Origin of the sequence: Caulobacter sp. FWC2, assembly GCF_002742625.1 — a bacterium.
In the GTDB taxonomy this organism is placed as follows: domain Bacteria; phylum Pseudomonadota; class Alphaproteobacteria; order Caulobacterales; family Caulobacteraceae; genus Caulobacter.
Genome location: NZ_PEBF01000001.1, coordinates 1,537,693 through 1,564,112, shown reverse-complemented (window position 1 = coordinate 1,564,112; position 26,420 = coordinate 1,537,693). Strand labels below are relative to the sequence as shown.

Sequence of the window (26,420 nt, the reverse complement as noted above, 5' to 3'; positions counted from 1 at the left end):
AATCAAGGGACTGTGAAGGCCGCTGAAAAACCGACGAATTTCCGGATCGTCGGCGGCGGGGCCTCAGCTCTTCAGGCGATAGCCGGTGACGAACAGGCGCCAGCACCACAGGAACATGCCCATGGTCAGCACGCCCATGCTGATCACGCCGATCAGGAGCGAACCGTCGGCATGGCCGATGAAGCCGTAGCGGAAGCCGTCGATCAGGTAGAAGAACGGGTTGAAATGGCTGGCCGAACGGAACGGCTCGGGCAGCTTGTCGACCAGGTAGAAGGTGCCCGACAGGAAGGTCATCGGCATGATCACGAAGTTGGTCACCGCCGCCAGCTGGTCGAACTTCTCAGCCCACAGGCCAGCCAATATGCCGGCCAGGCCCAGGATCAGCGACGCCGTCACGGCGAAATAGGTAATGGCCCAGGGGTGAGCCAGCTGCAGCCCAGCGCCCGGCAGCACCCCGATGACCAGGGCGGTGACCGCCCCGACCACGACACCGCGCGTCGCCGCGCCCAAAGCGAAGCCCAGCACCTGCTCCAGCGCCGACAACGGCGGCGTCAGGAAGTCCGGCGTCAGGCCCATCATCTTCGCCTGGATCAGCGACGAAGAGGAATTGGCGAAGGCGTTGTTCAGGATCGCCATCATGATCAGGCCCGGGGCCACGAAATGGCCGAAGGTCACCCCGCCCACGGCCGGCCGGCTGGCGCCCACGGCGACCACGAAGACCAGCATGTAGAGCAGCGTCGTCACCACCGGCGCGGCCACCGTCTGGGTGCCGACCTTCCAGAACCGGCGGATTTCGCGCTGATACAGCGTGACGAACCCGGACCAATTCCAGCCGTGATAGTCGCGCGGCTGCGGCGGAATGACGCTGTTGGCCATGTCTCTCATACGCTCAACCCGTTGTGTTGTTTGGCCATGTGCGCCCTGGGGCGCCTTTCCGCAAGCTTGGGCTTGCCTGAATCAACATCTTGTTTCTGTGGACAGAGTCGTTACCGCCTATTGTGCGCCTTAACACATTCTTTACGATATCTAGTAGGACGACCGCCGGCGGGGCGGTTTGATCACCAGATATGGGGTGAGGAGCGTGGGGACGCGCTTCACCTCCATCGAAACGGCGGAGACGGGTTATGAGCTGGACCGACGAACGGGTTTCGACCTTGAAGAAGCTCTGGCTGGACGGCCTTTCGGCCAGTCAGATCGCCAAGCAATTGGGCGGCGTAACGCGCAACGCCGTCATCGGCAAGGTGCACCGCCTGGGCCTTTCGGGCCGCGCGGCTCCCTCGCAACCGGCGCGTCCGGCCTTCAAGGCTCCGCGTCCGGCGCGTCCGGCCGCCCAGGCCATGCCATCGGCCCCGCGTCGCGTGACGCCGGTCGAAGCGCCGTCGTCGGTTCCGGCAGTCTCGGCCTCGAACTCGACGCCTCCGTCGCTGCCGGCCTTCCGCCATGAAGAGCCGGGCTCGGCCACCGTGCTGACCCTGGGCGCGCACATGTGCAAGTGGCCGATCGGCGATCCTTCGACGGACGGCTTCACCTTCTGCGGCCGCCGCTCGTCGGAAGGCCCCTACTGCGTCGAGCACGCCCGTGTGGCCTACCAGCCGCAGCAGACCAAGAAGAAGGGCGGCGCCACCGAGCTCGCCCGTTCGCTTCGCCGCTACATCTAAGAAGAATAATAGTCTCTCAGGCGGCGGATCCCGGACGGTCGAAAAGACCGTCCGGGATTTTCCATTTCTGGGGGACGTTCTAGATAGAGCGGATGACGGACCTCGCGCCGAACGATTCCAACGCCCCGCCCTATTCGGTCTCCGAGCTGGCCTTCGCCCTGAAGCGGACGCTGGAGGACCGGTACGGCTTCGTGCGGCTGCGGGGTGAGTTGTCGAAGGTCACCCACCACGGCAATGGCCACGTCTACCTGACCATCAAGGACGACAAGTCCGCGATCGACGGCGTGGTCTGGAAGGGCAATGTCCGGGGCCTGGGCGTGCGGCCCGAGCATGGCCTCGAGGTCATCGTCACCGGCAAGATCACCACCTATCCGGCCGGCTCGCGCTACCAGATCGTCATCGACAGCATGGAGGCCGCCGGCGTCGGCGCGCTTCTCGCGCAACTCGAGCGGCTGAAGGCCAAGCTGGCCGCCGAGAGTCTGTTCGCGCCGGAGCGCAAGAAGCCCCTGCCCTCGATGCCGACCGTCGTCGGCGTCATCACCAGCCCGACCGGCGCGGTGATCCGCGATATCCTGCACCGCATCCGCGACCGCTGGCCGTGCCAGGTGCTGGTCTGGCCGTGCGTCGTCCAGGGCGACGCCGCCGCCGGCCAGGTCAGCGCGGCCATTCGCGGCTTCAACGCCATCGCGCCCGGCGGTCCCGTGCCGCGCCCCGACATCCTGATCGTCGCCCGTGGCGGCGGTTCGGTGGAGGACCTCTGGGCGTTCAACGACGAAGGCCTGGCCCGCACGGTCGCCGAGGGGACCATCCCCCTGATCTCGGCCGTCGGCCACGAGACCGACACCACCCTGATCGACTTCGTCTCCGACCGCCGCGCGCCCACGCCGACCGCCGCCGCCGAGATGGCGACGCCGGTGCTGGCCGAGCTGCGCGCGCTGATCTCGGATCTGGACCGCCGCCTGAACCGATCGGGCGCGCGCCTGATCGAGGACCGTCGCACGCGCCTGGTCAGCGCCGCGCGTGGCCTGCCCCGTCCGGACGACATCCTGGCCCTGGCCCAGCAGCGGTTCGACATCGCGTCGGGACGCCTGGACGCGGCTCTGCACCGCAACACCACCGTCCACGCCCAGGAACTGCTGAAGGTCACCGCGCGCCTGACGCCGGACGCCCTGCGCCGCCAGCATGCGACCAAGGCCGAGCGCGTGACCGACCTTGGCCGCCGCCTGGACCTTGCCGCCCGCCGCGCGCCCGACCGCGTCGCTCAGCACGCCCGCCTCCCCGCCCTCTGGCATCGCCTGAACGCGGCGGGGGAACGTCGCCTGCAGCGCGATGTCGACCGCTTGTCCGGCCTGGAAAAGCTGCGCCAGTCGCTGAACCCCGAACGCCCGCTGGAGCTGGGCTTCGCCCTGGTCCGCAAGGGCGACGGAACGCTGGCCCGCTCGGCGGCCGACCTTGTCTCCGGCGAACGCGTGAACCTGAAGTTCAAGAGCGGCGACCGCGACGCAGTGATCGACGGCGAAGGCGGATTTGTCCCGCCGCCCACGCCCGCAGCCGCGCCCGCGACGAAGCCTCGCCCCAAGCCGGCAGCGCCGCCGATCGATCAAGGCGATCTGTTCTGAAGCCCCGGTTTGGCGTAGAGTAAAAGCCATGAACGCTTTCGATCGTGATCTCGGTAAGTCCGACGGCCTCGCCGTCCTGCACTATGGCGACGGCGAGTTCGCCGTGCTCAGCCCCGGCCGCTTCGTGCTGTGCGCCATCACCAACAAGCAGATCCCGCTGGAGGCTCTGCGCTACTGGAGCCCCGAGCACCAGGAAGCCTATGCCGGTCCCGCCGAAGCTCTGAAGCGTTGGCAGGCGGCCTGAGCCGCCGCGCGGTCCTGGCCGCGCTGCCGCTTTCCGCCGCTCTGACGACGACGGCCCGCGCCGCCGCGCCGGGCCTGTCGATGACGGGCAAGTTCATCCAAGGCGGCTACGCCGTGGGGCGCACAACGCCGCGCGCGCTGATCGATATCGACGGCCTGGCGCAGACCACCGCCTCGGCCAATGGTTGGTTCGTGATCGGCTTCGACCGCGACGCGCCGCCGATCAGCAAACTGACAGTCACCACGCCCGACGGTTCGGCTACGGACGAGCGCGCCATCGCGGTCGGCGATTTCGACATCCAGCGCATCGACGGCCTGCCGCCCGAGCAGGTCACGCCGACTGACCCGGTGCTGCTGGAGCGGATCACCGCCGAGAACCTCCGCAAGGTCGCCGGCTTCGCCAGCCAGGCCGACCTGGAGGGATTCCGCGACGGCTTCATCCTTCCGGTCGTCGGGGCGAGGCGCTCGGCCCGCTTCGGCGGCCAGCGGATACTCAATGGCGAGCCCAAGCGTCCCCATTATGGGGTTGATCTGGCGACACCCGTCGGCACGCCGGTGCGCGCGCCGGCCGGCGGTCTGGTGTGCTTCGCCGAGACCGGATTGCACTATGAGGGCGGTCTCGTCCTGGTCGATCACGGCCAGGGCCTGGTCACCGCCTATCTTCATCTGTCGAAAATCCTTGTCCCGACGGGCGCTTACGTCACTCAGGGCCAGCTGATCGCCGAGACGGGCAAGGAAGGCCGCGCGACCGGACCGCATCTATGCTGGCGCATGAAATGGCGCGGGCGCAATCTGGACCCGTCCCTGCTGGTCGGCGCGGGTCCCTTCCGTGCTTAAAATCTTACAATTCGCCTCTGGCGCGATTTTCATTCATTCGCTAGCTATGCCGCCGCTATTGGGACGGGCGGTCGCTTGTGGGAGCAGCCCGCGTTCTGGTGTTTCCGCGAGATTTTTAAGGAGGCGGCTCCCGCATGTCGGCGGCGTTGGAAAAGCTGCGCTTTTTGCTGGTGGACGACAACCAGCACATCCGGTCGATCGTCTCGGCGATCCTGAAAGGCGTGGGCGTTCGCCACATTCGTGAAGCCATGGACGGGGCCGAGGGCCTGCAGATCCTGCGCGACTGGCAGACGGACATCGCGATCGTCGACTTCAAGATGAGCCCGCTGGACGGCGTGCAGTTCACCCAGTTGGTCCGCAACTCGCCCGACAGCGTCGACCCGTTCCTGCCGATCATCATGCTGACCGGTTTCGCCGAGCGTCACCGCGTGTTCGAAGCGCGCGACGCCGGCGTGACCGAGGTCGTGGTCAAACCGGTGACGGCCCGGTCGTTGCTGGATCGGATCAACACGGTGATCTTCCACCCGCGGCCATTCATTCGATCATCGGACTATTTTGGCCCCTGCCGCCGTCGCCGCGTCGACCCGCATCACCACGGCCCCTTCCGCCGCTCCGGCGAGAAGGACGCGACCGCGGACACGCTGGAAATCTAGGCGCCCGACTCTAAGCCTGGGCAGCCGCGCGCTCGCGCTCGGCCAGCGCCGCATAGACCTCGTTCGGCCAGCGACGGTGGACCCAGAACCACTCCGCCGGCCGCTCGCGAATGCGCTCTTCCATGAAGGCGTTGATCATCCGCACCCCCGCCTCGATGTCGGCCGTGCGATTGCCGGTGCTGGGCGGGACGATCGGGTCGTGCACCACCGCCCGGAACCGCGCGCCCTTCAGGCGCTGAACAGACATCGGCTGCAGCACCGTGCCAAAACGGATCGCCATCCGCGTCGGCGCCGGCGCGGTGCGGGCGTCGTGGCCGAAGAACGGGGCCGCCACGCCGCTGTTGAACTTCTGATCGTTCATCAGGGCGACCGATCGGCCCTCCATCATGCCCTTCAGCAGCTCACGCGATCCATCGCCGCCCTTGGGCGCGAACAGGCGAACGCCATAGCGGAAGCGACTGTCGCGGATGCGTTTGTCGACATAGGGGTTGTTGGCCGCGCGATAGGTCATCTCGCAGATCACGCCGCTGTCGACGATGGCCGCGGGCATCACCTCCCAGTTCGACAGGTGCCCCGAGACGAACACCACCGGGACCTTCTGCTCGGCGATCTGCGCCAGGCGCTCGGCATTGACCACCTCGACCCGCCCGGTAGACGGCAGGATCTTGTCCATCAAGGGAAACTCAGCGAACGAGCGGCCCAGGCCCTCCCACTGCTCGTCCAGGATCCGCGCGTGCCAGGCGGCGTCCTTGTCCGGGAAGGCGAGCTTCAGGTTCCGGGTCGCGACCTTGTGGGCCCCGCTCATGGGTCCGAACGTGCGACCCAGCCAGCCGCCGAAATCCGAAGCGCGATCCACGCCCATCAGGCGCACGACGCCGATAAAGAGGTCGAAGCCCAGGGCTTCCAACCGCCATAGAAGGTCCTGCACCCAGGGCTGACGCTTATCCGACATGGGTTCTTCTTAGGCTCGCGGACACGCCTCATGCAACGTCGCCTCGCCCGGCACGCGACTTGCGACCGTCAACCCAGACCGTTCCGTTTCGGGACGGGTTGGGAAGAGCTAGTGGGGACTGCTTCCATGGGAAACGACATTGATACGCACCTGGGCAAGCGCCTGCGTCGCCGCCGCCGTCTGCTGGGCCTGACCCAGCAACAACTGGCCGGCGCCGTCGGCGTGCGTTTCCAGCAGATTCAGAAATATGAGTGCGGCGCCAACCGCATCTCCGCCGCGCGTCTGTGGCAACTGTCCGAGGCCCTGGAAGTGCCGGTCGGCTACTTCTACGACGGCCTGTCGGACGTTCGCCGCGAGAGCGCTGGCGAGGCGGCGGAAGGCGGCGAGATGTTCGCCCGCAAGGAGACGCTGGACCTGATCCGCGCCTACTACCTGCTGGGCGAGCGTCCGCGCCGTCGCCTGCTGGACCTGGCCAAGTCGCTGAACGGCGGCGCTCACGAGCACGCCGACGCGTAAGTCATTGGTAGCGTACCTGCGGCGGGGGCGTTAAACCCCGCCCATGACGCTTTCCGCTGAACGGCTCGCGGCGCTCGACGCCTTCACCATCGATCTGAACCGCGCGTCCGCGGACGCGATCTTGCCGTTGTTCCGGGCCGATCATGGCCTCGAGGACAAGGGGGCCGGCAAGAACCTTCCGCGCGACTCCCACGCGGCGTTCGACCCCGTGACCGAGGCCGACCGCGGCGCGGAAGCGGCGATTCGCAAGCTGATCGGCGAACATTTCCCCGAGCACGGCGTGATCGGCGAGGAATATGGCGAGGACCGCCCGGACGCCGAGTTCGTCTGGGTGCTGGACCCGATCGACGGCACCCGCGCCTTCATCTCCGGCCTGCCGCTGTGGACCACCCTGATCGGCCTGCGCCATCAGGGCAGCCCCTTGCTGGGCTCGATCGGCCAACCCTATGTCGGCGAAATCTTCATTGGCCACGCGGGCGGCTCACGCCTGCTGGCGCGCGGCCAGGAGACGCCGATCCGGGTCCGCGAATGCGCCGACCTGACTGACGCCGTCATCGCCACCACCGATCCCGACGCCTGCTTCGACGGGGCCGAGCGCGGCGCCTGGCTGCAAGTGCGTGCGGCTTCCAAGCTGGCCCGCCTGGGCTGCGACGCCTATGCCTACGCCATGGTCGCCATGGGCAAGATGGACATGGTCATCGAGGCGGGCCTGAAGTCCTGGGACATCGAGGCCGCCATCCCCGTGATCGAAGGCGCCGGCGGCATCGTCACCAACTGGCGCGGCGAGCCCGTCGGCCCGAACGGCGGCCAGATGGTGATCTCCGGCGACCGCCGCCCGCTGGACGAGGCCTTGGTCAGTCTGAAGCGTTCGGCGAAGTAAGCGGCTCGCGCGGAGCGACCGGATCCACCGTCTCGTCGAAGGCCTTCCAGAACACCGCCCGGCGGCCGTCGGTTTCGACCAGGATCTCGTGGAACGCGCCCGGGACCTCGACATAGCGGCCCTTGGGGATGCGGGCGGCGATCGATTCCGCGTCCGAATTCAGCACGCGGTTGTCCAGTTCGGCCCCGACGATGGTCACGGGCATCTGGATCTTCTCGACGCCCTTGCTGCGCCGCAGCCAGGCGCAGGCCGAGATGGCGAAGTCGGCCCAGCCCCAGGTCATGCCGCCCAGGGCGATCTGCGGATCGGCCCTCAGCTGGGCTTGGTAGCGGTCGTAGCGCGTCTCGTCATGGGTCAGGCCGTCGCCCTGGAAGGTCTGGGTCAGGGGATCGTAGGCGGCCGACACATAGTCGCCAGCCAGGCCGACCCGCGACATCGTCCAGGCCAGAGGCTTGGCCAGCCAGGGCGGCACGCCGGCCGTGTTCAGGCCCAGCATCGGCGCGGACAGCACGGCGGCGGCGAAGCGCGTCTCGCCATGGGCCAGGGCCAGCATGGTCAGGCAGCCGCCCATCGAGTGCGACACCGCGATCCACGGCTTGGGCATGCGCGCCTCGAAGGTGTCGAGCAGCGTCTTGTAGTCGGAAATGAAGGTCTTGAAGCCCTGGGCATGGCCCTTGAGGCGGTCCGGGAGGCCCCGGGCCGACAGCCCCTGCCCTCGCCAGTCATGCAGCAGCACGGCGAAGCCGCGGCCCAGGAGGTCTTCGACGACCTCGAAATATTTCTCGATCGGCTCGCTGCGTCCGGGGCTGAGCACCACCGAACCCCGCGCGGGTCCTTGCGGGAAAAACGTCGCGGCGCGGAGGGTCGCCCCATCCGCGCCGCGAAACCATTCGGCTTTACCGCTGTCGGGAACCGGCGCCTCGGAAATCGAGACCAGACGCGCCAGTTCTTCCGTCATCGCGGCCCGAAGGCTGTCTCGGTCCGAATGGACCGAAACAGCCTTCAGTTTGTCAGCTTGACGCATTTTCTCGCGAGAAAATGCGTTAGCGCATCTTGGCGAACAGAGCGCCCATCTTGGGCTGCAGGGCCATGGCCGTGCCCATGTCCGACAGCTTCAGCTTGCCGGTCATGACCGCCATGGTCGGGTCCAGCGAGCCGGCGCCGATGGCCAGCAGGTCGTCCAGGCTGAGCGTCATGGTCAGGTCGGCCGGCTTGTCTTCGTTGGTCACCGCGCCACCATCGATATGGATGACGCCGGTGTCTTTCAGGTCGAACTTGAGGCTCTTGCCGAGACCGCTGTCGTCGCCGACGGCGCCCTTGATGCGATCGGTGATTTCCTGAAGCGTGGCCATGAGCGCGATCTCCCTCTGCGCGAAAAAAGTGTGGCGGATAGCTAGACCGGGCCGTCTGGTTAAGTAAACACCGTTCAGACGACCCTGGGCCTTATTTCTTCCCGTCGTAGAACCCGACCTTAGTTGGGGTTTTTGTCAACTTTACCCGTACGGCGCCCTGATGATCGGCCGGACGGAAAAACGGGACATCCTTGGCTTCCGGAAGCGGCGCGGTGTGGCCGTCAGCGAAGACGATTGTTCCGCCCTCCGCTTTCGGAAAAACGATCCCGGTCATCTTCGGGGCCATGAACGACATAGGGCCGGCGGCCTTGCCGATGACGGTGTTGGCTTCGTTGACGGTCGCGGTCAGTTCGCGCGCGTCGTATTCCGCCGCAGGCTTCAGCTGTGTGCCGAAATTCATCGCCGTACCCAGCTTCATGTCGGCCGGCACGTCCAGAATGAGGGTCGCATCGCCCTGGAGCTGGGCCAAGGTCGGCAGACGGTCGAAATAGCCTTCCGCATTGATCGGAAGCGGCGTGCGCGCGCCGCTCTTCTCGACAAGAGTCGCCTTCAGGTTTGGCATCATCTGGCCGTCTTGGCGGATAGCGTAAGAGAGCTTCACCCGGGAGCGCTCCGTCGGCGGCACCTTCAGGAACTTGTCCAGGAACGGAAAGACCTTGTCGGCCGGGGCGGTCTTTTCGGCCAAGGCGGGCGTAGCGGCGGCCGCGAGGGCGGCGGCGAGGATCAGAGCGCGTTTCATTTGGGCTTCACGAACTTGAGGGTCATGCGGTCGCTTTCACCGATCGCGTCATATTTGGAATGGTCAAAGCCCGACTCGGACGGCTCGCCGCGCGGGGCCGACAGCCGCGTCGGCGGCAGGGTCCAGACGCCGAACGGGTGGTCCTTGCTGTCCTTGGGATTGGCGTTGATCTCGCTGGTTCCGGCCAGGACAAAGCCGGCCTCCTTGGCCAGCTGGATCACGTAGTCCTGCTGCACATAGCCATCGGCGGCCAGCACGTCCTGCACCCTGCCCGGCTGGCCCCGGTGCTCCTCGACGCCCAGGATCCCGCCCGGCTTCAGGGCCGCCAAGGCGTCCTTGAAGGCCTTCTCGGCGATGCCGCCGGCCATCCAGTTGTGCAGATTGCGCAGGAACAGCACGAGGTCGGCCGTTCCCGCCGGCGCCACCGGGCCGCTGGTCGGGCCGAAGGCGGTGAAGATCACCTCGCCGTAGATCTTCTTCTTTTCAGACAGCTTGCGACGGTAGGCCTCGACGATCTCCGCCGCGGCCGGCTCCGACGGGTCGTCGGTCTGCAGCTCGGCTTCGTAGAGCTTGCCGTGGGTGTCGGCCAGGAACGGACCCAGGATGTCGGTGTACCAGCCGGCGCCGGGCCAGAACTCGACAACCGTCTGACCGGGCTTCAGGTCCCAGAACTTCAAGGTCTCGACCGGATGGCGCCAGAAGTCGCGGGCGCGGTCGGCGGGCGGACGCCAGTCGCCGGCCACGACCGTCTCGATGGTCGCCGGCCCGGCCGGGGCTGCTATGGCCTCGGTCTTGGCGGGGTCGTTTTTCTTGCCGCAGGCCGAGAGCCCTAGCGCGCCGACGCTCGCCAGGACTCCTCGCCGCGACCAATACTGAGCTGGAAGCATCATTCCCCCGTAATGCAGCCAACCTGCGGGCCGACCTTGACCAAAGTCAGGCAGGGCAAACCTAGGCTGGCTTACGGAAGCGCAAGGTCATGCGGTCGCTTTCGCCGATCGCGTCGTACTTCGTGCGATCGAAGTTCGGATTGGCCGGCTGGCCGCCCGGCGCGGTGCGCTTGACGGGCGGCAGGGTCCAGACGCCGAAGGGGTGGTCCTTGGTGTCCTTGGGGTTGGCGTTGATCTCGGACTTGGCGTCCAGCTTGAAGCCGGCTTTCTCGGCCAGGGCGACCACGGTGGCGGTGTTCAGGTAACCGTCGGCGCCGGCGTCCTTTTCCGAGCGCGGGTCGGCGCGGTGATCCTCGACCGCCAGCACGCCGCCGGGCTTCAGAACGGCGAAGAAGTCGGCGAACACCTTGTCGGCCATGCCCGGCGCCTGGGTCCAGTTGTGGACGTTGCGGGCCGTCAGCACGATGTCGGCCGAGCCGGGCGCGCCAAGCGGACCCGAAGCAGCGCCGAAGTTGACGAACTGCGGCTTGCCGTATTTGGCCGCGTCGGCGAACCGAGCCTCGAAGTCGGCGCGGCCCTTCTTGGCCCCTTCCGAGATCTTGGGGTTCGACAGATCGGCGACACCAGCGACATAGGTCCCGCCCGTAGCCTTGGCGTAGGGGGCCAGGATCTCGGTCCAGTAGCCGCCGCCGGGCGAGATCTCGATGATCGTCTGCTTGGGCTTCACGCCCCAGAAGGTCAGGCTGTCATACGGATGGCGCGCGCCGTCGCGGGCGACATCGCCGGCGGGACGGTTCGGCGAGGCGACGGCGGCTTTCAGCGCCGCGTCGGGCGCGGCCAGGGCGGCGGGCGCGACCAGGGCGAAGGCGGCGGCGAGCAGGAGAGCGTGGCGACGAAGCGGCATGGGGGACGTGTCCTTCGGCGGATGGGCGGAATTGGAGCGCGACCTTAGCGGGGGCTGACGGCGCGTCAAACGATTCACGTTCGATGAGTTTGGCGCCCCTTGAACCGGAAAATCCGCTCACCAACTACTTTCACGAAGGCGCTGGACACCCGGGCCTTCCGGACCACCTGGCGACGCCGATTTCGGGTCGCCGACGGGACGAACATCAAAGACCTTGCTTGATAAGAAGGATCTGACCCTATGCGTACGATCGACCTTTCGCCCCTGTACCGCTCGCTCGTCGGCTTTGACCGCCTCGCCGACCAGTTGGACGCCGCCGCCCGCACCGAAGCGGCCTCGGGCTATCCCCCCTACAATATCGAACGCACCGGCGAAAACGACTACCGCATCGAGATCGCGGTGGCCGGCTTCAAGCCGGATGAGCTGACCGTCGAGGTGAAGGAAAACCTGCTGACCGTCACCGGTCGCAAGGCCGCCAACGATGGCGACGCCAAGCAGTACCTCCATCGCGGCCTGGCGGAGCGCAATTTCGAGCGCAAGTTCCAGCTGACCGACTACCTGATCGTGGGCGACGCCGACCTGTCGAACGGCCTGCTGTCGATCGCGCTGAAGCGTGAGCTGCCCGAAGCGCTGAAGCCCCGCACGGTGGAGATCAAGTCGAGCGCCGCTTCGACCCTGATCGAAGGCGAAAAGGCCGCTTAACCCGCGCGCCTCTCCTTAGTCTCCCCTGATCCCCTCTGAACTTGGGCGGCGCAGCGATGCGCCGCCTTTTTCAGATCTGGGCCCGGTTAGGGCAGTGAAAAATCCAGGCCCTGGACCTGGTTCAAGTCCACATCGCGGAAACTGGCCTTGGCCACCCGCGCGCCCGTGAAGTCCGAGCCGCGCAGGTCGGCGCCGTCGAAGACGGCTTCGCTGAGATCGGCGGTCTGGACCATGGCGTAGCGCATGCGCGCGCCCTGCAGATTGGACGGGGTCTGGCGGTCGGGTCCCAGCGGCAGCGGCGACAGGAAGACCTGCCGCAGGTCGGCCTTGGTCAGGTTGGCGCCGGTCAGCTTGGCGCCGCGCAGGTCCGCGCCGCGCAGGTTGGCCGCGCGCAGGTCGGCGTTCTGCAGGTTGGCGCCCTGCAACTGGGCGCCGGAGAGATCCAAGCCGACCATGCAGGCGCCCTTGGCGCTCATGGCCGTCAGGCGCAGGCCCTTCAGCCTGTCGCCCAGCGGTCGCAGGTCCTCGCCGTCGAGGCGGGCGGCAGCGCCCTCCTTGCCGCCGGTCTGGCACCACCGTTGATTATCCAGGCAACGCCGATAGAGCTCCTGGGCCTTGTCGATCGCCTCGCGGGTCACCGTAACCACGGCGCCGGCCATGCTGGCGCCGCTGATGCGGGCCGTGGAGGTGTCGACCCCCGCCATCACCGCGCCCGACAGGTTCGCGCCTTCCAGGTTGCAGCCCTTGACGTCGGCCCCGTCCAGCATGGCCCCGACCAGATTGGCTTCCTTCAGGTTCGCGCCCGCCAGCTTGGCGCCCCTCAGCGAGCAATCGCTGAAATCGGCCTTGAACGCCGAGACGCCCTCGAACTGCGAGCCGTCCAGGGTGGCGCCCGAGAAGTTTACCTCGTCCACTTCGCCCTGACGGGTTTCGTGGCGCATGGTTTCGAGGCCCTTGCGGGGGTGCGGAATGGCGATCTGGCCTTCGCGAAAGTCGGCCTGGGTCAGGTCGGCCTGGGCGAGGTTCGCGCCGCGCAGGCAGGCGCCGCGCAGATCCGCGCGGACCAGCGAGGCCTGTCGCATGTCGCTTTTCCGCAGGTCGCAGCCGAACAGGCTCGCGCGATCCAGCTTGGTGCGGACCATGCGGCAATTCTCGAGGACCGAAGCGGTCAGGTCCGCGTCAATCAGATTTCGGAACGACAGATCTAGGCCCGACAGCTGCATGAAGCGTAGGGAGGCGCGTTTGCCACCCTGCTTGCCGGTAACGAATTTCTCGTGCGCCGTTACGATCATGTCGAGCTCGGCTTGGCTCAGGCGGCGACGCCCGGCCACGCTTTGCGCGGCGTTCATAACGTTGTTTCCCCGTTAGGTTCTTTTCTGAGCTACGCGCACTCTAGCGACGAGGGACGAGCGAACGGTTAACCCTGCGTCCGTTTGTCGCGATATTTTCTCAAATAACATCGTCCAGGCCGCGCGCCGCCTGGCGGATCGCGCCGGTCAGGTCCACGTCCTTGAGCTGGGCCCCGGTGAAGTTGGCGCGCGACACGTCCGCGCCGGCCATTCTGGCCTGGCGAAGGTCGGCGCGCGCCAGGTCGGCATTGGCAAGGATCGCGCCCGTCAGGTCCACCGGCAGCACGCGGTCGGCGGCGATCAGCAGCGGGCCCAACTGGGCGTCGCGCAGGTCCGAACCCGTCAACTTGGCGCCTTTCAGCCGTGCGCCGCGCAGGTCGGCGCGGCGCAGGTTGCAGGCTCGCAGATCGGCGCCGTCCAGCTGCGCGCCCTGCATCTGCACGCCCTCCATGTCGAGGCCGTAGAGAACCGCGCCCTTGGCTGACAGGGCCGTCAGGTTGTAGCCGCGGATCGAGCGCAGGTTCCGCAGGTCCGCCCTGTCGAACACGGACGGCTTGCCCTCGGCGCCGCCGGTATCGATCCAGCGCGCATGGTCGGCGATCATCTGCTCGTACGGCAGGTCCGAGACGCTGGTGCCCGACGGCTTGTCGGTCAAAGCGCCTTCCAGGTTGGTGTCGCTGATGTTCCACGACATGGTCTTGGCGCCGACCAGGACGGTGTTGCGCAGGTCGGCCCCGGTCAGGTTGGCGCCCGAAAGGTCGGCGCCGGCCAGATTGGCCCCGTTGAAATTGGCCTGCTTGAGGTTGGCGCGGACCAGCTTGGCGTCCTTGAGGATCGCGTCGCTGAAGTCGGCCTTGGTGGCGACGATGCCCGACAGGCGTGAGCGTTCGAGGTTGGCGCCCGAGAGATTCGCACCGGTGGCGTAGGCCTCGCGCTGGGTCAGTTCGATGACGCGGTAGCCTTCCTTGCGGTCGGCGGCGGCGATCGTGCCTTCGCGCAGATCGGCCTCGAACATGTCGGCGCCGGTCAGGTTGGCGCCGCGCAGGCTGGAGCCGCGCAGGTCGGCGCGACGCATCGAGGCGTCCGTCAGGTCCGCCCCCTGCATGTCCGCGCCGTAGAGATTGGCGTTGTCCAGCTTGGTCTTGCGCAGGTCGCAGCCGACCATCATGGCGCCGGTGAAGTCGGCGTCGCACAGATTGCGGCCGGTCACCGACAGGCCCGACAGGTCGCAGAAGGCGAACACGGCGCGCGCCCCGCCAAGGCGGGCCGACCACAGGCGATCGTGCTTGGCGCAGATGACGTCTACGTCATGCTGCGTCAGGCGCTTGTATTCCTGTGCTGCTGCGGCGGCGCTCATGTCTGGCATGGAATCCCGAGTATGGGAGTAACCATGCGCAGACCAAAATTAACGTCGTGTTTCCAACAGCTTCCGATGAAGTTTGGAGTCGCTTAGCCGACGCTGGGCAGAGCCTCGGCGCGGCCTTCGTCCAGGTAGCGCGCGCTGGTCGGCGTCAACTGCGCGTCCAGCTCGATGACCAACGGGTTGCCGGTGGGGATCTCGACGCCGACGATCTTGTCGTCCGGCACGTTGAACAGGTGCTTGACGATGGCGCGCAGCGAGTTGCCGTGGGCGGCGATCAGGATGGTCTCGCCCGCCTTCAGGTGCGGGGCGATGTCGCTTTCCCAGTAGGGCAGAACGCGAACCAGGGTGGTCGCCAGGCTTTCGGTCGAGGGCAGGTCGGCGCCCTTGTAGCGGCGGTCCTTGCTGAAGTCGTACTCGCCGCCTGGGGCCAGTTCCGGCGGCGGGATGTCGTAGGAGCGGCGCCAGATGGTGACCTGCTCAACGCCGTGCTTCTCGGCCGTCTCGGCCTTGTTCAGGCCCGTGAGACCGCCGTAGTGGCGCTCGTTCAGGCGCCAGTCCTTGGTTACCGGCACGAAGCTCTGCTGGGCGGCGTCCAAGGCGAGGTTGCCCGTGCGGATGGCGCGGGTCTGAACCGAGGTGAAGGCGTGGTCGATCTGGATGCCGGCGGCCTTGATCAGTTCGCCGCCCTTCCTGGCCTGGGCCTCGCCCTCGGCGGTCAGGTCGACGTCGACCCAGCCCGTGAAGCGGTTTTCCAGATTCCACTGGCTCTGGCCATGGCGGAGCAGGACGAGGGTCGGCATCGGGCGGCTTCCTTCGCGGATCGGGAGGTATGGGGCGCGGGCTAAGGCCCCAAGCCCGCGGGGTCAAGCACCGAGCATAGCGCGATCCGACCGCACGGCCCCTCTTCCCCCTCCCCCAAGCCGCGCCGCATGCTATAGGCGGGCCATGCCTGATCGCTTTTTCATGCCGCTGATGGGACTGGTCGCCGCCGCGCTGATCGCCCTGTCCCTCGCCTGGCCGCAAGGCCAGGGCGACCGCTCCTGGGGCCCCTTCGGCCACACGCCGGTGCAGCAGACGCCTGAGATGAAGGCCCGGATCCAAAAGGAGAAGGACGCCGCGATCCGTCGCGACCAAGCCGCCAAGAAGGCCGTCGAGGCCGTGGGTCAGATGCCGACTCAGGCTCCGCCCCCCGCGACGCCCCAGACCTCGCCACAGACCTCGCCCCCGCAATGAGCGCTTTCGACGCCATCGTGGTCGGCCGCCGCGTGCTGAACGCCGAGGCCGAGGCGCTCAACACCCTGGCCGGGTCGCTGGGCGAAACTTTCGTCCGGGCTGTCGAGACCGTGTTCAACGCCAAGGGGCGGGTCGTCTGCACCGGCATGGGCAAGTCCGGCCACGTGGCCCGCAAGATCGCCGCCACCCTGGCCTCGACCGGGACCTCGGCCATGTTCGTCCATCCCGCCGAGGCCTCGCACGGCGACCTGGGCATGATCGGGTCCGACGACGTTGTCCTGGCGCTGTCCAAGTCCGGCGAAGCGCGGGAGCTGTCCGATCTTATCGCCTACGCCAAGCGGTTCTCGATCCCGCTGATCGCCATGACCGCCTTCGAAGGCAGCCAGCTTGGGCGCGGAGGCGACATCGTCCTGCTGTTGCCCGACGCGCCGGAGGCGACGGCCGAGGTCAATGCGCCGACCACGTCCACGACCCTGCAGATCGCCCTGGGCGACGCCCTGGCGGTGGCCCTGCTGGAACGACGGGGCTTCACCGCCAGCGACTTCCGCGTCTTCCACCCGGGCGGCAAGCTTGGGGCCATGCTGCGCACAGTCGCCGACCTGATGCACGGGCAGGACGAACTGCCGCTGATCGGCGCCGACGCGCCCATGCCCGACGCCCTCCTGGTGATGAGCGAGAAGCGTTTCGGCGCGGTCGGCGTCGTCGACGGCGCGGGCCTGCTGACCGGCCTGATCACTGACGGCGACCTGCGCCGCCACATGGACGGCCTTCTTCAGCACACGGCTGGTCAGGTCATGACCCAGCATCCGCTGACCATCGCCCCCGGCGCCCTGGCCGCCGAGGCGCTGAAGGTCATGAATGAGCGCCGCATCACCGTGCTGTTCGTCGTCGATGCGGGACGCCCGGTCGGCGTGCTGCATGTTCACGACCTGCTCCGCGCTGGCGTAATCTAGGTCACATTCGACTTTATCGAACTTTGTCATGTGAACGCGCTAGTCGCCCGGCCTCCGGGCGGCTACAGCCACCACACCTAAACTGAAGCGAGCTTTCGATGTTCTCCGCGCCCCGCGCCGACCTCGTCCCGAATACCGCCGCCTATGAGAACGAACCGCTGGTCAAGGCGACCGGCTTTCGCGAGTACGACGCGCGCTGGCTGTTCGGGCCCGAGATCAACCTGCTGGGCGTCCAGGCGCTGGGCCTGGGCCTGGGGACCTATATCCACGAGCTGGGCCAGTCGAAGATCGTGGTCGGCCACGACTTCCGTTCCTATTCGACCTCGATCAAGAACGCCCTGATGCTGGGCCTGATCAGCGCCGGCTGCGAGGTGCACGACATCGGTCTGGCCTTGTCGCCGACCGCCTATTTCGCCCAGTTCGACCTCGACATCCCGTGTGTGGCCATGGTCACGGCCAGCCATAACGAGAACGGCTGGACCGGCGTGAAGATGGGCGCCCAGAAGCCCCTGACCTTCGGCCCGGACGAGATGAGCCGCCTGAAGGCGATCGTTCTCGGCGCCGAATTTGTCGAGCGCGACGGCGGCAAGCTGATCCGCGTGCAGGGCGAGGCCCAGCGCTATATCGACGACGTCGCCAAGCGCGCCAGCATCACCCGCCCCCTCAAGGTCGTGGCCGCCTGCGGCAATGGCACGGCCGGCGCCTTCGTCGTCGAGGCCTTGCAGAAGATGGGCGTGGCCGAAGTCGTGCCGATGGACACCGACCTCGACTTCAACTTCCCGAAGTACAATCCCAACCCCGAAGACGCCGAGATGCTGCACGCGATGGCCCACACCGTCCGTGAGACCAAGGCGGATCTGGCCTTCGGCTTCGACGGCGACGGCGACCGCTGCGGCGTGGTCGACGACGAGGGCGAGGAGATCTTCGCCGACAAGATCGGGCTGATGCTGGCCCGCGACCTGGCGCCGCTGCATCCGGGCGCGACCTTCGTGGTCGACGTCAAGTCGACGGGCCTCTACGCCACCGACCCGATCCTGGCCGCCCACGGCTGCAAGGTGATCTACTGGAAGACCGGCCACAGCTACATCAAGCGCAAGAGCGCCGAGCTGGGCGCCCTGGCCGGCTTCGAGAAGAGCGGCCACTTCTTCATGAACGGCGAGCTGGGCTACGGCTATGACTGCGGCCTGACCGCCGCAGCCGCCATCCTGGCCATGCTGGACCGCAATCCTGGCCTGAAGCTGTCGGATATGCGCAAGGCCCTGCCGGTGGCCTTCACCTCGCTGACCATGAGCCCCAAGTGCGGCGACGAGGTGAAGTACGGCGTCGTCGACGACATCGTGAAGGAATATCAGGACCTGTTCGCCGCCGGCGGCTCGATCCTGGGCCGCAAGATCACCGAGGTGATCACCGTCAACGGCGTCCGCGTCCACCTGGAAGACGGCTCGTGGGTCCTGGTCCGCGCCTCGTCGAACAAGCCCGAGGTCGTGGTGGTGGTCGAGAGCACCCAGTCCGAGGACGACATGCGCGCCCTCTTCCGCGAAGAGGTCAAGCCGCGACTGGGCGACCGCGTCGGCAAGTACAATCAGGAAATCTGATCCGGTTCGAACGGCTGAACGAGAAAGGGCCGGCGCATCAGCGCCGGCCCTTTGTCTTTGGACGTTTAACCGCCGGGGATCAGACGTCCTGACTAAGACGTCTTGGTGCCCCGGTGCGCGAGCGTGTCCACGCGCCTCAGCGGCGGCGGGCCGCCTGTCGAGCGGGGATCGTTGAGTCCGCGCAGGGGCGATGGCAGCGTGCCTGAATAGGTTTTCATCGCGGCGTCGACTTGGACGGGCGGTAGGGCGCGCGGGCGCGGCTCGGGGTCGCGACGAAGAAGCGGAAAACAGGAAGCATGAGCGCCGCGCCGACCACGCAGGCCGCCGACAGCTGGAAGAGCCAGTCCATTTGGGAAATCTCAAGTGTCGCCAAGCCCGAGCGTTGACCGCGATGCGGTTCGCTCCCGACGGCGACTGAATCCTTAGATGGGGGGCCAAGGCCCAGTTTATCAGGGGCGCGGCGAAATAAGCCTGAGCCAGCCAATCGGCTGGCGCGCGATACGGCGGCGGGTTAGTCACCGCCCATGATCAAGCTCCGCCCTTCCCGGCCCGAGGACGGTGATCGCGTCGTCGCGATCTGGGCAGCGGCCGTCGACGCCACGCATGACTTCCTCACCCCCGAGGACCGCGCCGCGCTCGGTCGCGAGGTCGAGGCGTTCCTCCCCGCCGCGCCGCTGATGCTGGCTGTCGACGACCGCGATCGGCCTCTCGGCTTCATGCTGATCGTCGGCAGCCACATGGAAGCCCTGTTCATCGATCCCGAACATCGCGGGGCGGGCGTCGGCGCCATGTTGATTGATTACGCGCTGGCGGTTCATCCGGTCCTGACCACCGACGTCAACGAGCAGAACGGCCAGGCCGTCGGCTTCTACGAACACATGGGCTTTGAGCGTACCGGCTGGTCGGCGACCGACGGCCAGGGCCGCCCCTACCCGCTGATCCATCTGCGCTTTGGCGTCTGAGCCAGTTTTCGGCTTAGCTGCACGGCGTCCCATCGCGAGTCGTCCCATGCGCCGTCTGCTCACCGCTCTCGCCCTGATCCTGGTCTCACCTTGGGCGCCCGGCCTGGCGCTCGCCGCTCAGCCGATCTTGCTGAAGCCCGCCCGGGTGTGGACCGCCGAGACCGCCGGCCCGCCGCGCGAGGGCTGGGCCGTGCTGGTCAAGGACGGCAAGATCGCCGCCGTGGGTCCTGCGGGCCAGATCGACGCGACAGGCGCCGAGGTCGTCGACCTGCCTGGAGCTACGATCATTCCGGGCCTGATGGACCTGCACAGCCATCTCTTCCTGCATCCCTACAACGAGAGCCTGTGGGACGATCAGGTGCTGAAGGAGACCCCGACCTACCGCTCGCTGCGGGCGGCGGTGCAGGCCAAGGCGACGCTGGAGGCCGGCTTCACCACCCTGCGCGACCTGGGCACCGAGGGGGTCGGCGCGGCCGACGTTCCGCTGAAAAAGGCGATCAACGACGGCTTGATCCCGGGTCCGCGCCTGTTCGTGGCGACCAAGGCGATCGTGGCCACCGGCGCATACGGCCCGGCCCGCAAGAACTACAATCCCGAGGCCGAGCTGCCCCAGGGCGCTCAGGAAGCCAGCGGCGTCGCCGAAGTCGTCAAGGCCGTGCGCGAGCAGGCCGGGGCCGGCGCCGACTGGATCAAGGTCTATGCCGACTACCGCGTGGGACCCGACGGCTCCACCCAGCCGACCTTCTCGATCGAGGAGCTGAAGGCCCTGGTCGACGCGGCCCATTCCAGCGGCCGCCCCGTCTCGGCCCACGCCTCCAGCGACGAGGGCATGCGCCGGGCGGTCGTGGCGGGAGTCGACACCATCGAGCACGGCTACGGCGGCAGCGATGCGACCTTCAAGCTGATGGCCGAGAAGGGCGTGGTGTTCTTCCCGACCCTGACGGCGGTCGAGAGCACCTCAAGCTATTTCGGCGGCTATGTGGCCGGCAAGACGCCGCCGACCGCCGCGATGAACAATGCCGATCGCGCCTTCAAGCTGGCCGTCAAGAACGGCGTCACCATCGGCATGGGCAGCGACGTGGGCGTCTTCAAGCACGGGGACAACGCCCGCGAGCTCGTCTGGCTGGTCAAGGAAGGCATGAGCCCCGCCCAAGCCCTGCTGGCCGCCACGGCCGTCGACGCCAAGGTGCTGGGCCGGGCCAATGACCTGGGTCAGTTGAAGCCCGGCTACCTGGCCGACATCGTGGCCGTGAAGGGCGACCCGACCCAGACGATCGAGGCGACCAGGGACGTCGTCTTCGTCATGAAGGGCGGCCAGGTCGTGCGGCGGCCGTGATGCGTCTGGTCCCCGCCCTGCTGTTGCTGACCCTTGCCGGCCCAGCGTTCGCCGAGACCGACCCGGGCACGCTGCAGCAGCACGACACCTTCCGCGACGCCGCCACGGCGCCGCTGGAGGACCTGAACCTCAAGCGGAAGGCGATCCCGCCGGTCCTGGCCCGGGCGGTCACCGATCCCTACGACCTGACGGGCCTGACCCGCTGCGAACCGATCGCCGCCGAGGTCGGCCGGCTGGACGCCGCCCTGGGTCCGGACCTCGACGAAGCCCCGCCGCCCGACAATCGCTCGCGCGGCAAGAAGGTCGCCGATGCGGCCTATCGCGAGGGCGTGGCCGGGGTGCGCGACACGACCCACGACCTGCTGCCCTTCCGCGGCTGGATCCGCCGCCTGACCGGCGCGGCCAAGCACGACAAGGCCATCGCCAAGGCGATCCAGTCCGGCGGCGTGCGGCGCGGCTATCTGAAGGGCGTCGGCATGCGGATGAACTGCGCCCCGCCGGCCGCGCCCAGCTGGTTCACGCCGGTCGAGATCAAGCCGCCTCCCCCGCCCAAGCCGGTCAGCCTGTTCGAGAACTTCCTGGCCTGGTGCGGCGAGGTCGTGGCCTGGCTGAAAAGCCTGATCGGCTGACCCTAGGCGGACTCCAGCATCGCCAGAACTTCGGCGACCAGTTTGGGACCGTCGAACGGCTTCATCACATAGCCCTTGGCGCCCAGCTGCATGGCCTGGACGATGCGGTCCAGCCGTCCCTCGCCGGTCAGCATCAGCACCGGGATGTCGGCGGCCTCGGAGTCCTTGAGCGCCCTGAGGGCGTCGAGACCGCTCTGGCCGGGGATCCGCACGTCCAGCAGTATCGCGTCGGGCCGGCGCACAGGGATCGCCGCGATCAACCGATCGGCGGTTGGGAAGCCCACCACCTCCAGCCCGTCGCGGGCCAGATAGGCCTCGACCAGCTCGAGCGTCGCCTCGTCGTCATCGGCGACATAGATCAGGGGCACGCGTCTGGACATCGCGCCAACCGCCTACGCGGTTTTGGAGGCGTTCGAAAGACTTTCCAGCTGGAACGAGCCTGCGCGCTAGGGGCCGCGCGGCCGGACGGCTAAGCAGAGGCTGTCCCGCCTCGGAGTCGCCATGCGCCCTTCCTTTCCTTCCTTGGCTGCCCTTATCCTGGCCTGCCTGTTCCTCGTCGTCTCGCCCGCCCTCGCGCAGCGCCTGGACGAGACCCCCCGCGTGGCGGTGATCTCGGCCTTCCCGCCAGAGATCGGGGCGCTGAACGCCGCGACCAGCGAGCAGAAGACCTTCGACGTTCATGGCGTCCGGTTCGTGACCGGCAAGCTTGAGGGCAAGCCGGTCGTGGTGTTCCTCAGTGGCGTCTCGATGGTCAATGCGGCCATGACCACCCAGATGGCCCTGGACCGCTTCAACATCACCCGCATCGTCTTCTCCGGCATCGCCGGCGGCGTCGACGAGGGCCTGGACATCGGCGACGTCGTGGTCGCAGACCAGTGGGCCCAGAACCTGGAAAGCGCCTTCGCCCGCGAGACGGACAAGGGTTTCGAGGTCTCGCCCAGCATCCGCAACAGCACGCTCGCCAACTACGGCATGATCTATCCGCGCGCTATCATTCTGCCCGGTACCGATCTGTCGTCGCCGGCCCGCGTGTGGTTCCCCGCCGATCCGGCCCTACTGGCCACCGCCCGCAAGGTCGCCGCTGAGGTCGCCCTGCAACGCTGCAGCGCCGATAAGTGCCTGGTGCATCCGCCCAAGGTCGTGGTCGGCGGCAAAGGCGTCTCGGCCCCGGTGTTCCTCGATAACGCCGGCTACCGCAAATATCTGCGCGCGACGTTCGAGGCTCGCGTGGTGGACATGGAGAGCGCCGCCGTCGCCCACGTGGCCCTCGTCAACGCGACCCCGTTCATCGCCTTCCGCAGCCTCTCGGACCTGGCCGGCGGTGGCGCGGGCGCCAACGAGATGCACACCTTCATGGCCCTGGCCTCGGACAATTCCGCGACCGTGGTGAAGGCCTTCGTCAGGGCGCTGCCGAACTAGGCCTGGATCGCTAAGGCTCCGTTTGCGTTCCTTGCGGACAACACGGAGCTTTACCCATGACCCTGCAACGTCCCCTCGCCTTCGCCCTGGTCTCGATGATGGCGCTGACGACCTTGAGCGCCTGCGACAAGGAGGCCGGCCGCAAGAAGGAGACGATCGGCAAGGTCGAGTCCGGCGTCGGCACGGTCGTCGGCGACAAGGACCTGAAGAACGAAGGCAAGAAGGACAAGGTCGCCGGCAACCTGAAGCAGGGCGAGCTGAAGGACGCCGTCAAGGACGCGAAGAAGTAGATCTCGCCGCTAACGCGTCCCGAACGTCCGGTCGCCGGCGTCGCCCAGGCCCGGCACGATGTAGCCGTGCTCGTTCAGCGTCGCGTCGACCGCTGCGGTCCAGATCGGCACGTCGGGGTGCGCGGCTTGCAGCGCCTCGACGCCCGGCTGCGCCGCCAGGAGGCAGACGAAGCGCAGGCTGGTCACGCCCGCCTGCTTCAGGCGCGTGATCGCCGCGATGGCCGAGTGGCCGGTGGCCAGCATCGGGTCGACCACGATGACCAGGCGCCCAGCGATGTCTTCCGGCGCCTTGAAGTAGTACTCGACCGCCTCCAGCGTCTCGTGGTCGCGATAGAGGCCGATGTGGGCGACGCGCGCCGATGGGACCAGGTCCAGCATCCCCTCGCACATGCCCAGGCCCGCGCGCAGGATCGGGGCGAAGACCAGCTTCTTGCCGGCGATCTCATAGGCTGTGGTCGGGGCGACGGGGGTCTCGATCTGGACCGCATCCATCGGCAGGTCGCGGGTGATCTCGTAGCAGATCAGGGTCGCAACCTCGCGCATCAGCGCCCGGAAGGTCTTGGTCGAGGTCTGCTTGTCCCGCATCTTGGTCAGCTTGTGCTGGACGAGCGGGTGGCTGACGACGGTGACCTGGGACATGAGGGCGCTCGCTTGAGAAATACCCTCCGCTCCTAGGCCAGTTGGTCGCCGATCGGCAAGCTGCGGATGCGCTTGCCGGTGGCGGCGAAGATGGCGTTGCACAGCGCCGCCGGGGTCGGCGGATAGGCTGGCTCGCCCAGGCCCGTCGGATTGTTGTCCGAGAGCTTGAAATGCACCTCGACCTCGGGCGCATCGGCCATGCGCAACAGCGGGAAGGTGTTGAAGTTGCCCTGCTTGGCCGCTCCGTTCTCGAAGGTGATCTCCTGGCGCAGGGTCGAGCCGATGGCGTCCAGGATCGAGCCCTGCATCTGCTGCTCGGCTCCGTTCGGATTGACGATCTGGCGGCCGACATCTGCGGCGGCCCAGACCTTGTCGATCTTCAGCGCGCCGTCCTTGACCGTGACCTGCATGACCACCGCCACATAGCCCAGGTGGCTGTAGTGGCAGGAGACGCCCATGCCGGAGCCTTTGGGCAGCTTGCGGCCCCAGCCGGACTTCTCGGCCACCAGGTCAAGCACCCCGCGCATGCGGCCGGTATGGAAACTGTCGCCCTTGCCCGCCTCGCCGAGCAGGCGCGGCTCGCCCAGCAACTCGCGACGGAAGGCGATCGGGTCCTTGCCGGCGGCGACGGCGAGCTCGTCGGTGAAGCTCTGCAGCACGAAGCCGAAGGCGTTGTTGCCCGGCGCCCGCAGCGGTCCGGTCGGCATCCCCAGCGGCATGACCGAGACGTCGACGCGGTAATTGTCCACCGCCCGGCACGGGAACTGGGTGGCGTTGAAACCGCAGCTGGGCGCGAACTTGTCGCCCTCGCCGAAGCTGACGAAGTGGTCCTTCCAGGCTGTGACCTTGCCGGAGGCGTCGAGGCCGGCGGTCAGGTTGTGCCAGGCGCCTGGCCGGTAGAAGTCGTGGCGCGTGTCGTCTTCGCGCGTCCAGATCAGCTTGACCGGGGCGCCGGCCTTGGCCGCGATCGCCGCCGCCTCGACCATGTAGTCGTTGTTCAGCCGCCGGCCGAAACCGCCGCCGCCTCGGACCAGATGGATGATGATCGCCTCTTCCGGGACGTTCAGCGCGGCGGCGACCAGCTTGCGGCCGGGCTCCGGGTTCTGGGTCGGAGCCCAGATCTCCACTTTCCCATCCTTGACGCTGGCGGTGCAGTTCTGCGGCTCCAGCGGCGCGTGGGCGATGAAGGGATAGCTATAGGTCGCCGACACCACCTTGGTCGCGCCCTTCAGGGCCGCGTCGACATCGCCGTCCGAACGGTCGGTGCGTTGCGGCGGAGCCTTGGCCAGCTCGGCGGCCTTGGCGGCGAAGCCGGTGCTGGATTGGGCGGCGGTCGGGTGCTCGGCCCACTGGATCTCCAGAGCGTTGCGGCCCTTGCGCGCCGCCCACCAGCTGTCGGCCACCACCGCCACGCCGGGCAGCAGGCCGTTCAGGTTGGTCCCGCCCTCGATGACGAAGGCGTCGCGCACGCCCTTCACCGCCTTGGCCGGGGCGAGGTCGACGCTGGCCACCTTGGCCCCGTAGACCGGCGCCTTGACGAAGGTCGCGAACAGCATGCCCGGCACGACGACGTCGATCCCGTACAGCGACTGACCCGTGGTGATGGCGTCGAGGTTCTGGCTCTTGTGGCTCTGGCCGATGATCCGGAAGGCCTTCGGGTCTTTCAGGACAAGGGTCTTGGGATCGGGCGGCGTCAGGGCGGCGGCGGCTTCGACCAACTCGCCATAGCCCGCGCGGTTCTTGCCCGAAATCACGAAGCCCGGCTCGGTCGAGCAGCTCTCGACCGGCACGTTCCAGCGCGTGGCGGCGGCCTGGATCAGCAGCGCCCGCACGGTCGCGCCGACCCGGCGCAGGCCGTCATATTCCAGGGTCGTGGCCATGCTACCGCCGGCCACCTGGCGGCCATAGACCTTGGCGTTGGCCAGGGCCTGCTCGACCGTCACCGACGACCACGCGACGTCCAGCTCCTCGGCGATCAACATCGGCAGGGCCGTCTTGATGCCCTGCCCCACCTCCGGAACCTTGGACGCGATGATCACCTTGCCGTCCGGCGCGATGCGGACATAGGCGTTGACCTGACCGCCGGCCGCGCGGCCTTCAGTAGCCATGGTGAAGCTGAGCAACAGGCCGCCGCCGACGGCCGCGCCGCTTTTCAGGACGAAGCGACGGGTGGGATCGCGTACGAGTTCGCCGTCCATGATCAGACCTCCACCTGGCCGGACGCGGCCTTGATCGCCTTCTTGACCCGCAGATAGGTCGCGCAGCGGCAGAGGTTGCCGTTCATGGCCGCCTCGATCTCGGCGTCGGTCGGCTTGGGCTTGGCCGTCAGCAGCGCCGTGGCCGACATGATCTGGCCAGCCTGACAGTAGCCGCACTGGGGCACGTCGATCGCCTTCCAGGCCTCCTGGACCTTGGCCCCGACCGGGCTTTTGCCGACGCCCTCGATCGTGGTCACCGCCCGCTCGCCCACCCGGCTGACCGGCGTAACGCAGGCCCGGACCGGCGCGCCGTTCAGATGCACCGTGCAGGCCCCGCACAGGGCCGCCCCGCAGCCGAACCTGGCCCCGACCAGGCCCAGCGTGTCGCGCAGCACCCACAGCAAGGGGGTGTCGCCATCGACATCGGCCGTGCGGGTCTCTCCGTTGACGGTCAGCGTGAAGGCCATGACGCGGCTCCGATCCCTAGTGAACGGGCGCGATCCTGCCTCAGC

General features: G+C 67.7%; 31 protein-coding genes. 16 read left to right on the top strand and 15 right to left on the bottom strand.

The annotated features are described in order from the left end of the window. Window positions 1-63: 63 nt before the first annotated feature. The gene (locus CSW62_RS07625) at window positions 64-885 is read right to left on the bottom strand and encodes an ABC transporter permease (RefSeq protein ID WP_099576546.1); all 822 of its coding nucleotides are present in this window, start codon (window positions 883-885) and stop codon (window positions 64-66) included. A gap of 239 nt (window positions 886-1,124) precedes the next feature. Between CSW62_RS07625 and CSW62_RS07620 the strand changes: the two genes are divergently transcribed. The 5 genes from CSW62_RS07620 (at window position 1,125) to CSW62_RS07600 (ending at window position 5,010) form a co-directional block, all read left to right on the top strand. Beyond that, the gene (locus tag CSW62_RS07620; RefSeq protein WP_099576545.1) at window positions 1,125-1,658 is read left to right on the top strand and encodes a GcrA family cell cycle regulator; all 534 of its coding nucleotides are present in this window, start codon (window positions 1,125-1,127) and stop codon (window positions 1,656-1,658) included. Between the two features lie 92 nt (window positions 1,659-1,750). Then, window positions 1,751-3,277, top strand: coding sequence for an exodeoxyribonuclease VII large subunit (gene xseA, locus CSW62_RS07615; RefSeq protein WP_099576544.1), 1,527 nt, complete (start codon window positions 1,751-1,753; stop codon window positions 3,275-3,277). A 28-nt stretch (window positions 3,278-3,305) separates the two neighbouring features. Then, window positions 3,306-3,521, top strand: a complete 216-nt coding sequence (locus tag CSW62_RS07610) for a DUF2093 domain-containing protein (RefSeq protein WP_099576543.1) — start codon at window positions 3,306-3,308, stop codon at window positions 3,519-3,521. Beyond that, complete coding sequence (locus CSW62_RS07605) at window positions 3,506-4,357, top strand: M23 family metallopeptidase (protein ID WP_099576542.1); 852 nt, start codon at window positions 3,506-3,508, stop codon at window positions 4,355-4,357. Before CSW62_RS07610 ends, CSW62_RS07605 begins: the two co-directional genes overlap by 16 nt. Window positions 4,358-4,491: 134 nt before the next feature. Beyond that, a complete protein-coding gene (locus CSW62_RS07600) occupies window positions 4,492-5,010 on the top strand; it encodes a response regulator (protein ID WP_099576541.1) in 519 nt (172 codons plus the stop codon). A gap of 10 nt (window positions 5,011-5,020) precedes the next feature. Here CSW62_RS07600 and CSW62_RS07595 read toward each other — a convergent pair whose 3' ends face one another. Then, a complete protein-coding gene (locus CSW62_RS07595) occupies window positions 5,021-5,962 on the bottom strand; it encodes a lysophospholipid acyltransferase family protein (RefSeq protein WP_099576540.1) in 942 nt (313 codons plus the stop codon). A gap of 126 nt (window positions 5,963-6,088) precedes the next feature. On the opposite strand from CSW62_RS07595, the gene CSW62_RS07590 reads away from it, so the two are divergent. Together CSW62_RS07590 and hisN are read left to right on the top strand one after the other, a co-directional pair. Continuing rightward, the gene (locus CSW62_RS07590) at window positions 6,089-6,478 is read left to right on the top strand and encodes a helix-turn-helix domain-containing protein (RefSeq protein WP_099576539.1); all 390 of its coding nucleotides are present in this window, start codon (window positions 6,089-6,091) and stop codon (window positions 6,476-6,478) included. A gap of 43 nt (window positions 6,479-6,521) precedes the next feature. Beyond that, window positions 6,522-7,358, top strand: a complete 837-nt coding sequence (gene hisN / locus CSW62_RS07585; protein WP_099576538.1) for a histidinol-phosphatase — start codon at window positions 6,522-6,524, stop codon at window positions 7,356-7,358. Here hisN and CSW62_RS07580 read toward each other — a convergent pair. From CSW62_RS07580 to CSW62_RS07560, 5 genes are all read right to left on the bottom strand, one after another. After that, window positions 7,333-8,316: an alpha/beta fold hydrolase gene (locus CSW62_RS07580; RefSeq protein ID WP_099582202.1), complete on the bottom strand. Its 984-nt coding sequence runs from the start codon at window positions 8,314-8,316 to the stop codon at window positions 7,333-7,335. The two genes, hisN and CSW62_RS07580, sit on opposite strands and share 26 nt — an antisense overlap. A gap of 85 nt (window positions 8,317-8,401) precedes the next feature. Beyond that, window positions 8,402-8,710, bottom strand: a complete 309-nt coding sequence (locus CSW62_RS07575) for an SCP2 sterol-binding domain-containing protein (RefSeq protein ID WP_099576537.1) — start codon at window positions 8,708-8,710, stop codon at window positions 8,402-8,404. A 91-nt stretch (window positions 8,711-8,801) separates the two neighbouring features. Further along, on the bottom strand, window positions 8,802-9,395 hold the full coding sequence (locus CSW62_RS07570; RefSeq protein WP_233206630.1) for a DUF2987 domain-containing protein: 594 nt from the start codon (window positions 9,393-9,395) through the stop codon (window positions 8,802-8,804). 50 nt (window positions 9,396-9,445) lie between these two features. Then, window positions 9,446-10,339: a class I SAM-dependent methyltransferase gene (locus tag CSW62_RS07565; RefSeq protein WP_099576535.1), complete on the bottom strand. Its 894-nt coding sequence runs from the start codon at window positions 10,337-10,339 to the stop codon at window positions 9,446-9,448. Between the two features lie 58 nt (window positions 10,340-10,397). Continuing rightward, window positions 10,398-11,240 carry a class I SAM-dependent methyltransferase gene (locus CSW62_RS07560; protein WP_099576534.1) on the bottom strand — a complete coding sequence of 281 codons (843 nt, stop codon included), beginning with the start codon at window positions 11,238-11,240 and terminating at the stop codon, window positions 10,398-10,400. A 240-nt stretch (window positions 11,241-11,480) separates the two neighbouring features. Between CSW62_RS07560 and CSW62_RS07555 the strand changes: the two genes are divergently transcribed. Continuing rightward, window positions 11,481-11,942, top strand: coding sequence for an Hsp20 family protein (locus CSW62_RS07555; protein ID WP_099576533.1), 462 nt, complete (start codon window positions 11,481-11,483; stop codon window positions 11,940-11,942). A gap of 86 nt (window positions 11,943-12,028) precedes the next feature. Here CSW62_RS07555 and CSW62_RS07550 read toward each other — a convergent pair whose 3' ends face one another. From CSW62_RS07550 to gpmA, 3 genes are all read right to left on the bottom strand, one after another. After that, the gene (locus CSW62_RS07550) at window positions 12,029-13,291 is read right to left on the bottom strand and encodes a pentapeptide repeat-containing protein (protein WP_099576532.1); all 1,263 of its coding nucleotides are present in this window, start codon (window positions 13,289-13,291) and stop codon (window positions 12,029-12,031) included. A 100-nt stretch (window positions 13,292-13,391) separates the two neighbouring features. Further along, on the bottom strand, window positions 13,392-14,648 hold the full coding sequence (locus tag CSW62_RS07545; protein ID WP_099576531.1) for a pentapeptide repeat-containing protein: 1,257 nt from the start codon (window positions 14,646-14,648) through the stop codon (window positions 13,392-13,394). Window positions 14,649-14,740: 92 nt separating this feature from the next. Next, a complete protein-coding gene (gene gpmA / locus CSW62_RS07540) occupies window positions 14,741-15,454 on the bottom strand; it encodes a 2,3-diphosphoglycerate-dependent phosphoglycerate mutase (protein ID WP_099576530.1) in 714 nt (237 codons plus the stop codon). Between the two features lie 163 nt (window positions 15,455-15,617). Between gpmA and CSW62_RS07535 the strand changes: the two genes are divergently transcribed. The 3 genes from CSW62_RS07535 to CSW62_RS07525 all read left to right on the top strand — a co-directional run bounded on the left by CSW62_RS07535 (window position 15,618) and on the right by CSW62_RS07525 (window position 18,435). Continuing rightward, window positions 15,618-15,887 (top strand): hypothetical protein, encoded by a 270-nt coding sequence (locus tag CSW62_RS07535; protein ID WP_233206783.1) that lies wholly within the window; start codon window positions 15,618-15,620, stop codon window positions 15,885-15,887. Beyond that, window positions 15,884-16,840 carry an SIS domain-containing protein gene (locus CSW62_RS07530; RefSeq protein WP_099576529.1) on the top strand — a complete coding sequence of 319 codons (957 nt, stop codon included), beginning with the start codon at window positions 15,884-15,886 and terminating at the stop codon, window positions 16,838-16,840. Before CSW62_RS07535 ends, CSW62_RS07530 begins: the two co-directional genes overlap by 4 nt. Before the next feature lie 98 nt (window positions 16,841-16,938). Further along, the gene (locus CSW62_RS07525; protein WP_099576528.1) at window positions 16,939-18,435 is read left to right on the top strand and encodes a phosphomannomutase/phosphoglucomutase; all 1,497 of its coding nucleotides are present in this window, start codon (window positions 16,939-16,941) and stop codon (window positions 18,433-18,435) included. A gap of 214 nt (window positions 18,436-18,649) precedes the next feature. On the opposite strand, the gene CSW62_RS27230 is transcribed toward CSW62_RS07525, so the two are convergent. Further along, a complete protein-coding gene (locus tag CSW62_RS27230) occupies window positions 18,650-18,784 on the bottom strand; it encodes a hypothetical protein (RefSeq protein WP_255408339.1) in 135 nt (44 codons plus the stop codon). A gap of 175 nt (window positions 18,785-18,959) precedes the next feature. On the opposite strand from CSW62_RS27230, the gene CSW62_RS07515 reads away from it, so the two are divergent. Genes CSW62_RS07515 through CSW62_RS07505 form a run of 3 tightly spaced genes read left to right on the top strand, consistent with a single transcriptional unit; the run spans window position 18,960 to window position 21,362 of the window. Further along, window positions 18,960-19,397, top strand: a complete 438-nt coding sequence (locus CSW62_RS07515) for an acetyltransferase (RefSeq protein ID WP_099576526.1) — start codon at window positions 18,960-18,962, stop codon at window positions 19,395-19,397. Between the two features lie 46 nt (window positions 19,398-19,443). Then, on the top strand, window positions 19,444-20,733 hold the full coding sequence (locus CSW62_RS07510) for an amidohydrolase family protein (protein ID WP_099576525.1): 1,290 nt from the start codon (window positions 19,444-19,446) through the stop codon (window positions 20,731-20,733). Next, complete coding sequence (locus CSW62_RS07505) at window positions 20,733-21,362, top strand: hypothetical protein (protein WP_233206629.1); 630 nt, start codon at window positions 20,733-20,735, stop codon at window positions 21,360-21,362. Before CSW62_RS07510 ends, CSW62_RS07505 begins: the two co-directional genes overlap by 1 nt. A 2-nt stretch (window positions 21,363-21,364) precedes the next feature. Here CSW62_RS07505 and CSW62_RS07500 read toward each other — a convergent pair whose 3' ends face one another. After that, window positions 21,365-21,742: a response regulator gene (locus tag CSW62_RS07500; protein WP_099576524.1), complete on the bottom strand. Its 378-nt coding sequence runs from the start codon at window positions 21,740-21,742 to the stop codon at window positions 21,365-21,367. 121 nt (window positions 21,743-21,863) lie between these two features. On the opposite strand from CSW62_RS07500, the gene CSW62_RS07495 reads away from it, so the two are divergent. Together CSW62_RS07495 and CSW62_RS07490 are read left to right on the top strand one after the other, a co-directional pair. After that, a complete protein-coding gene (locus CSW62_RS07495) occupies window positions 21,864-22,781 on the top strand; it encodes a 5'-methylthioadenosine/S-adenosylhomocysteine nucleosidase (protein WP_099576523.1) in 918 nt (305 codons plus the stop codon). Window positions 22,782-22,837: 56 nt separating this feature from the next. Continuing rightward, complete coding sequence (locus CSW62_RS07490; RefSeq protein ID WP_199170536.1) at window positions 22,838-23,071, top strand: CsbD family protein; 234 nt, start codon at window positions 22,838-22,840, stop codon at window positions 23,069-23,071. A 9-nt stretch (window positions 23,072-23,080) separates the two neighbouring features. On the opposite strand, the gene upp is transcribed toward CSW62_RS07490, so the two are convergent. The 3 genes from upp to CSW62_RS07475 are packed head-to-tail and all read right to left on the bottom strand — an operon-like array spanning window position 23,081 to window position 26,375. Further along, on the bottom strand, window positions 23,081-23,710 hold the full coding sequence (upp, locus tag CSW62_RS07485; RefSeq protein WP_099576522.1) for a uracil phosphoribosyltransferase: 630 nt from the start codon (window positions 23,708-23,710) through the stop codon (window positions 23,081-23,083). A 32-nt stretch (window positions 23,711-23,742) separates the two neighbouring features. Beyond that, a complete protein-coding gene (locus tag CSW62_RS07480) occupies window positions 23,743-25,908 on the bottom strand; it encodes a xanthine dehydrogenase family protein molybdopterin-binding subunit (protein ID WP_099576521.1) in 2,166 nt (721 codons plus the stop codon). A gap of 2 nt (window positions 25,909-25,910) precedes the next feature. Next, window positions 25,911-26,375 (bottom strand): (2Fe-2S)-binding protein, encoded by a 465-nt coding sequence (locus tag CSW62_RS07475; protein ID WP_099576520.1) that lies wholly within the window; start codon window positions 26,373-26,375, stop codon window positions 25,911-25,913. Between the last annotated feature and the right edge of the window lie 45 nt (window positions 26,376-26,420).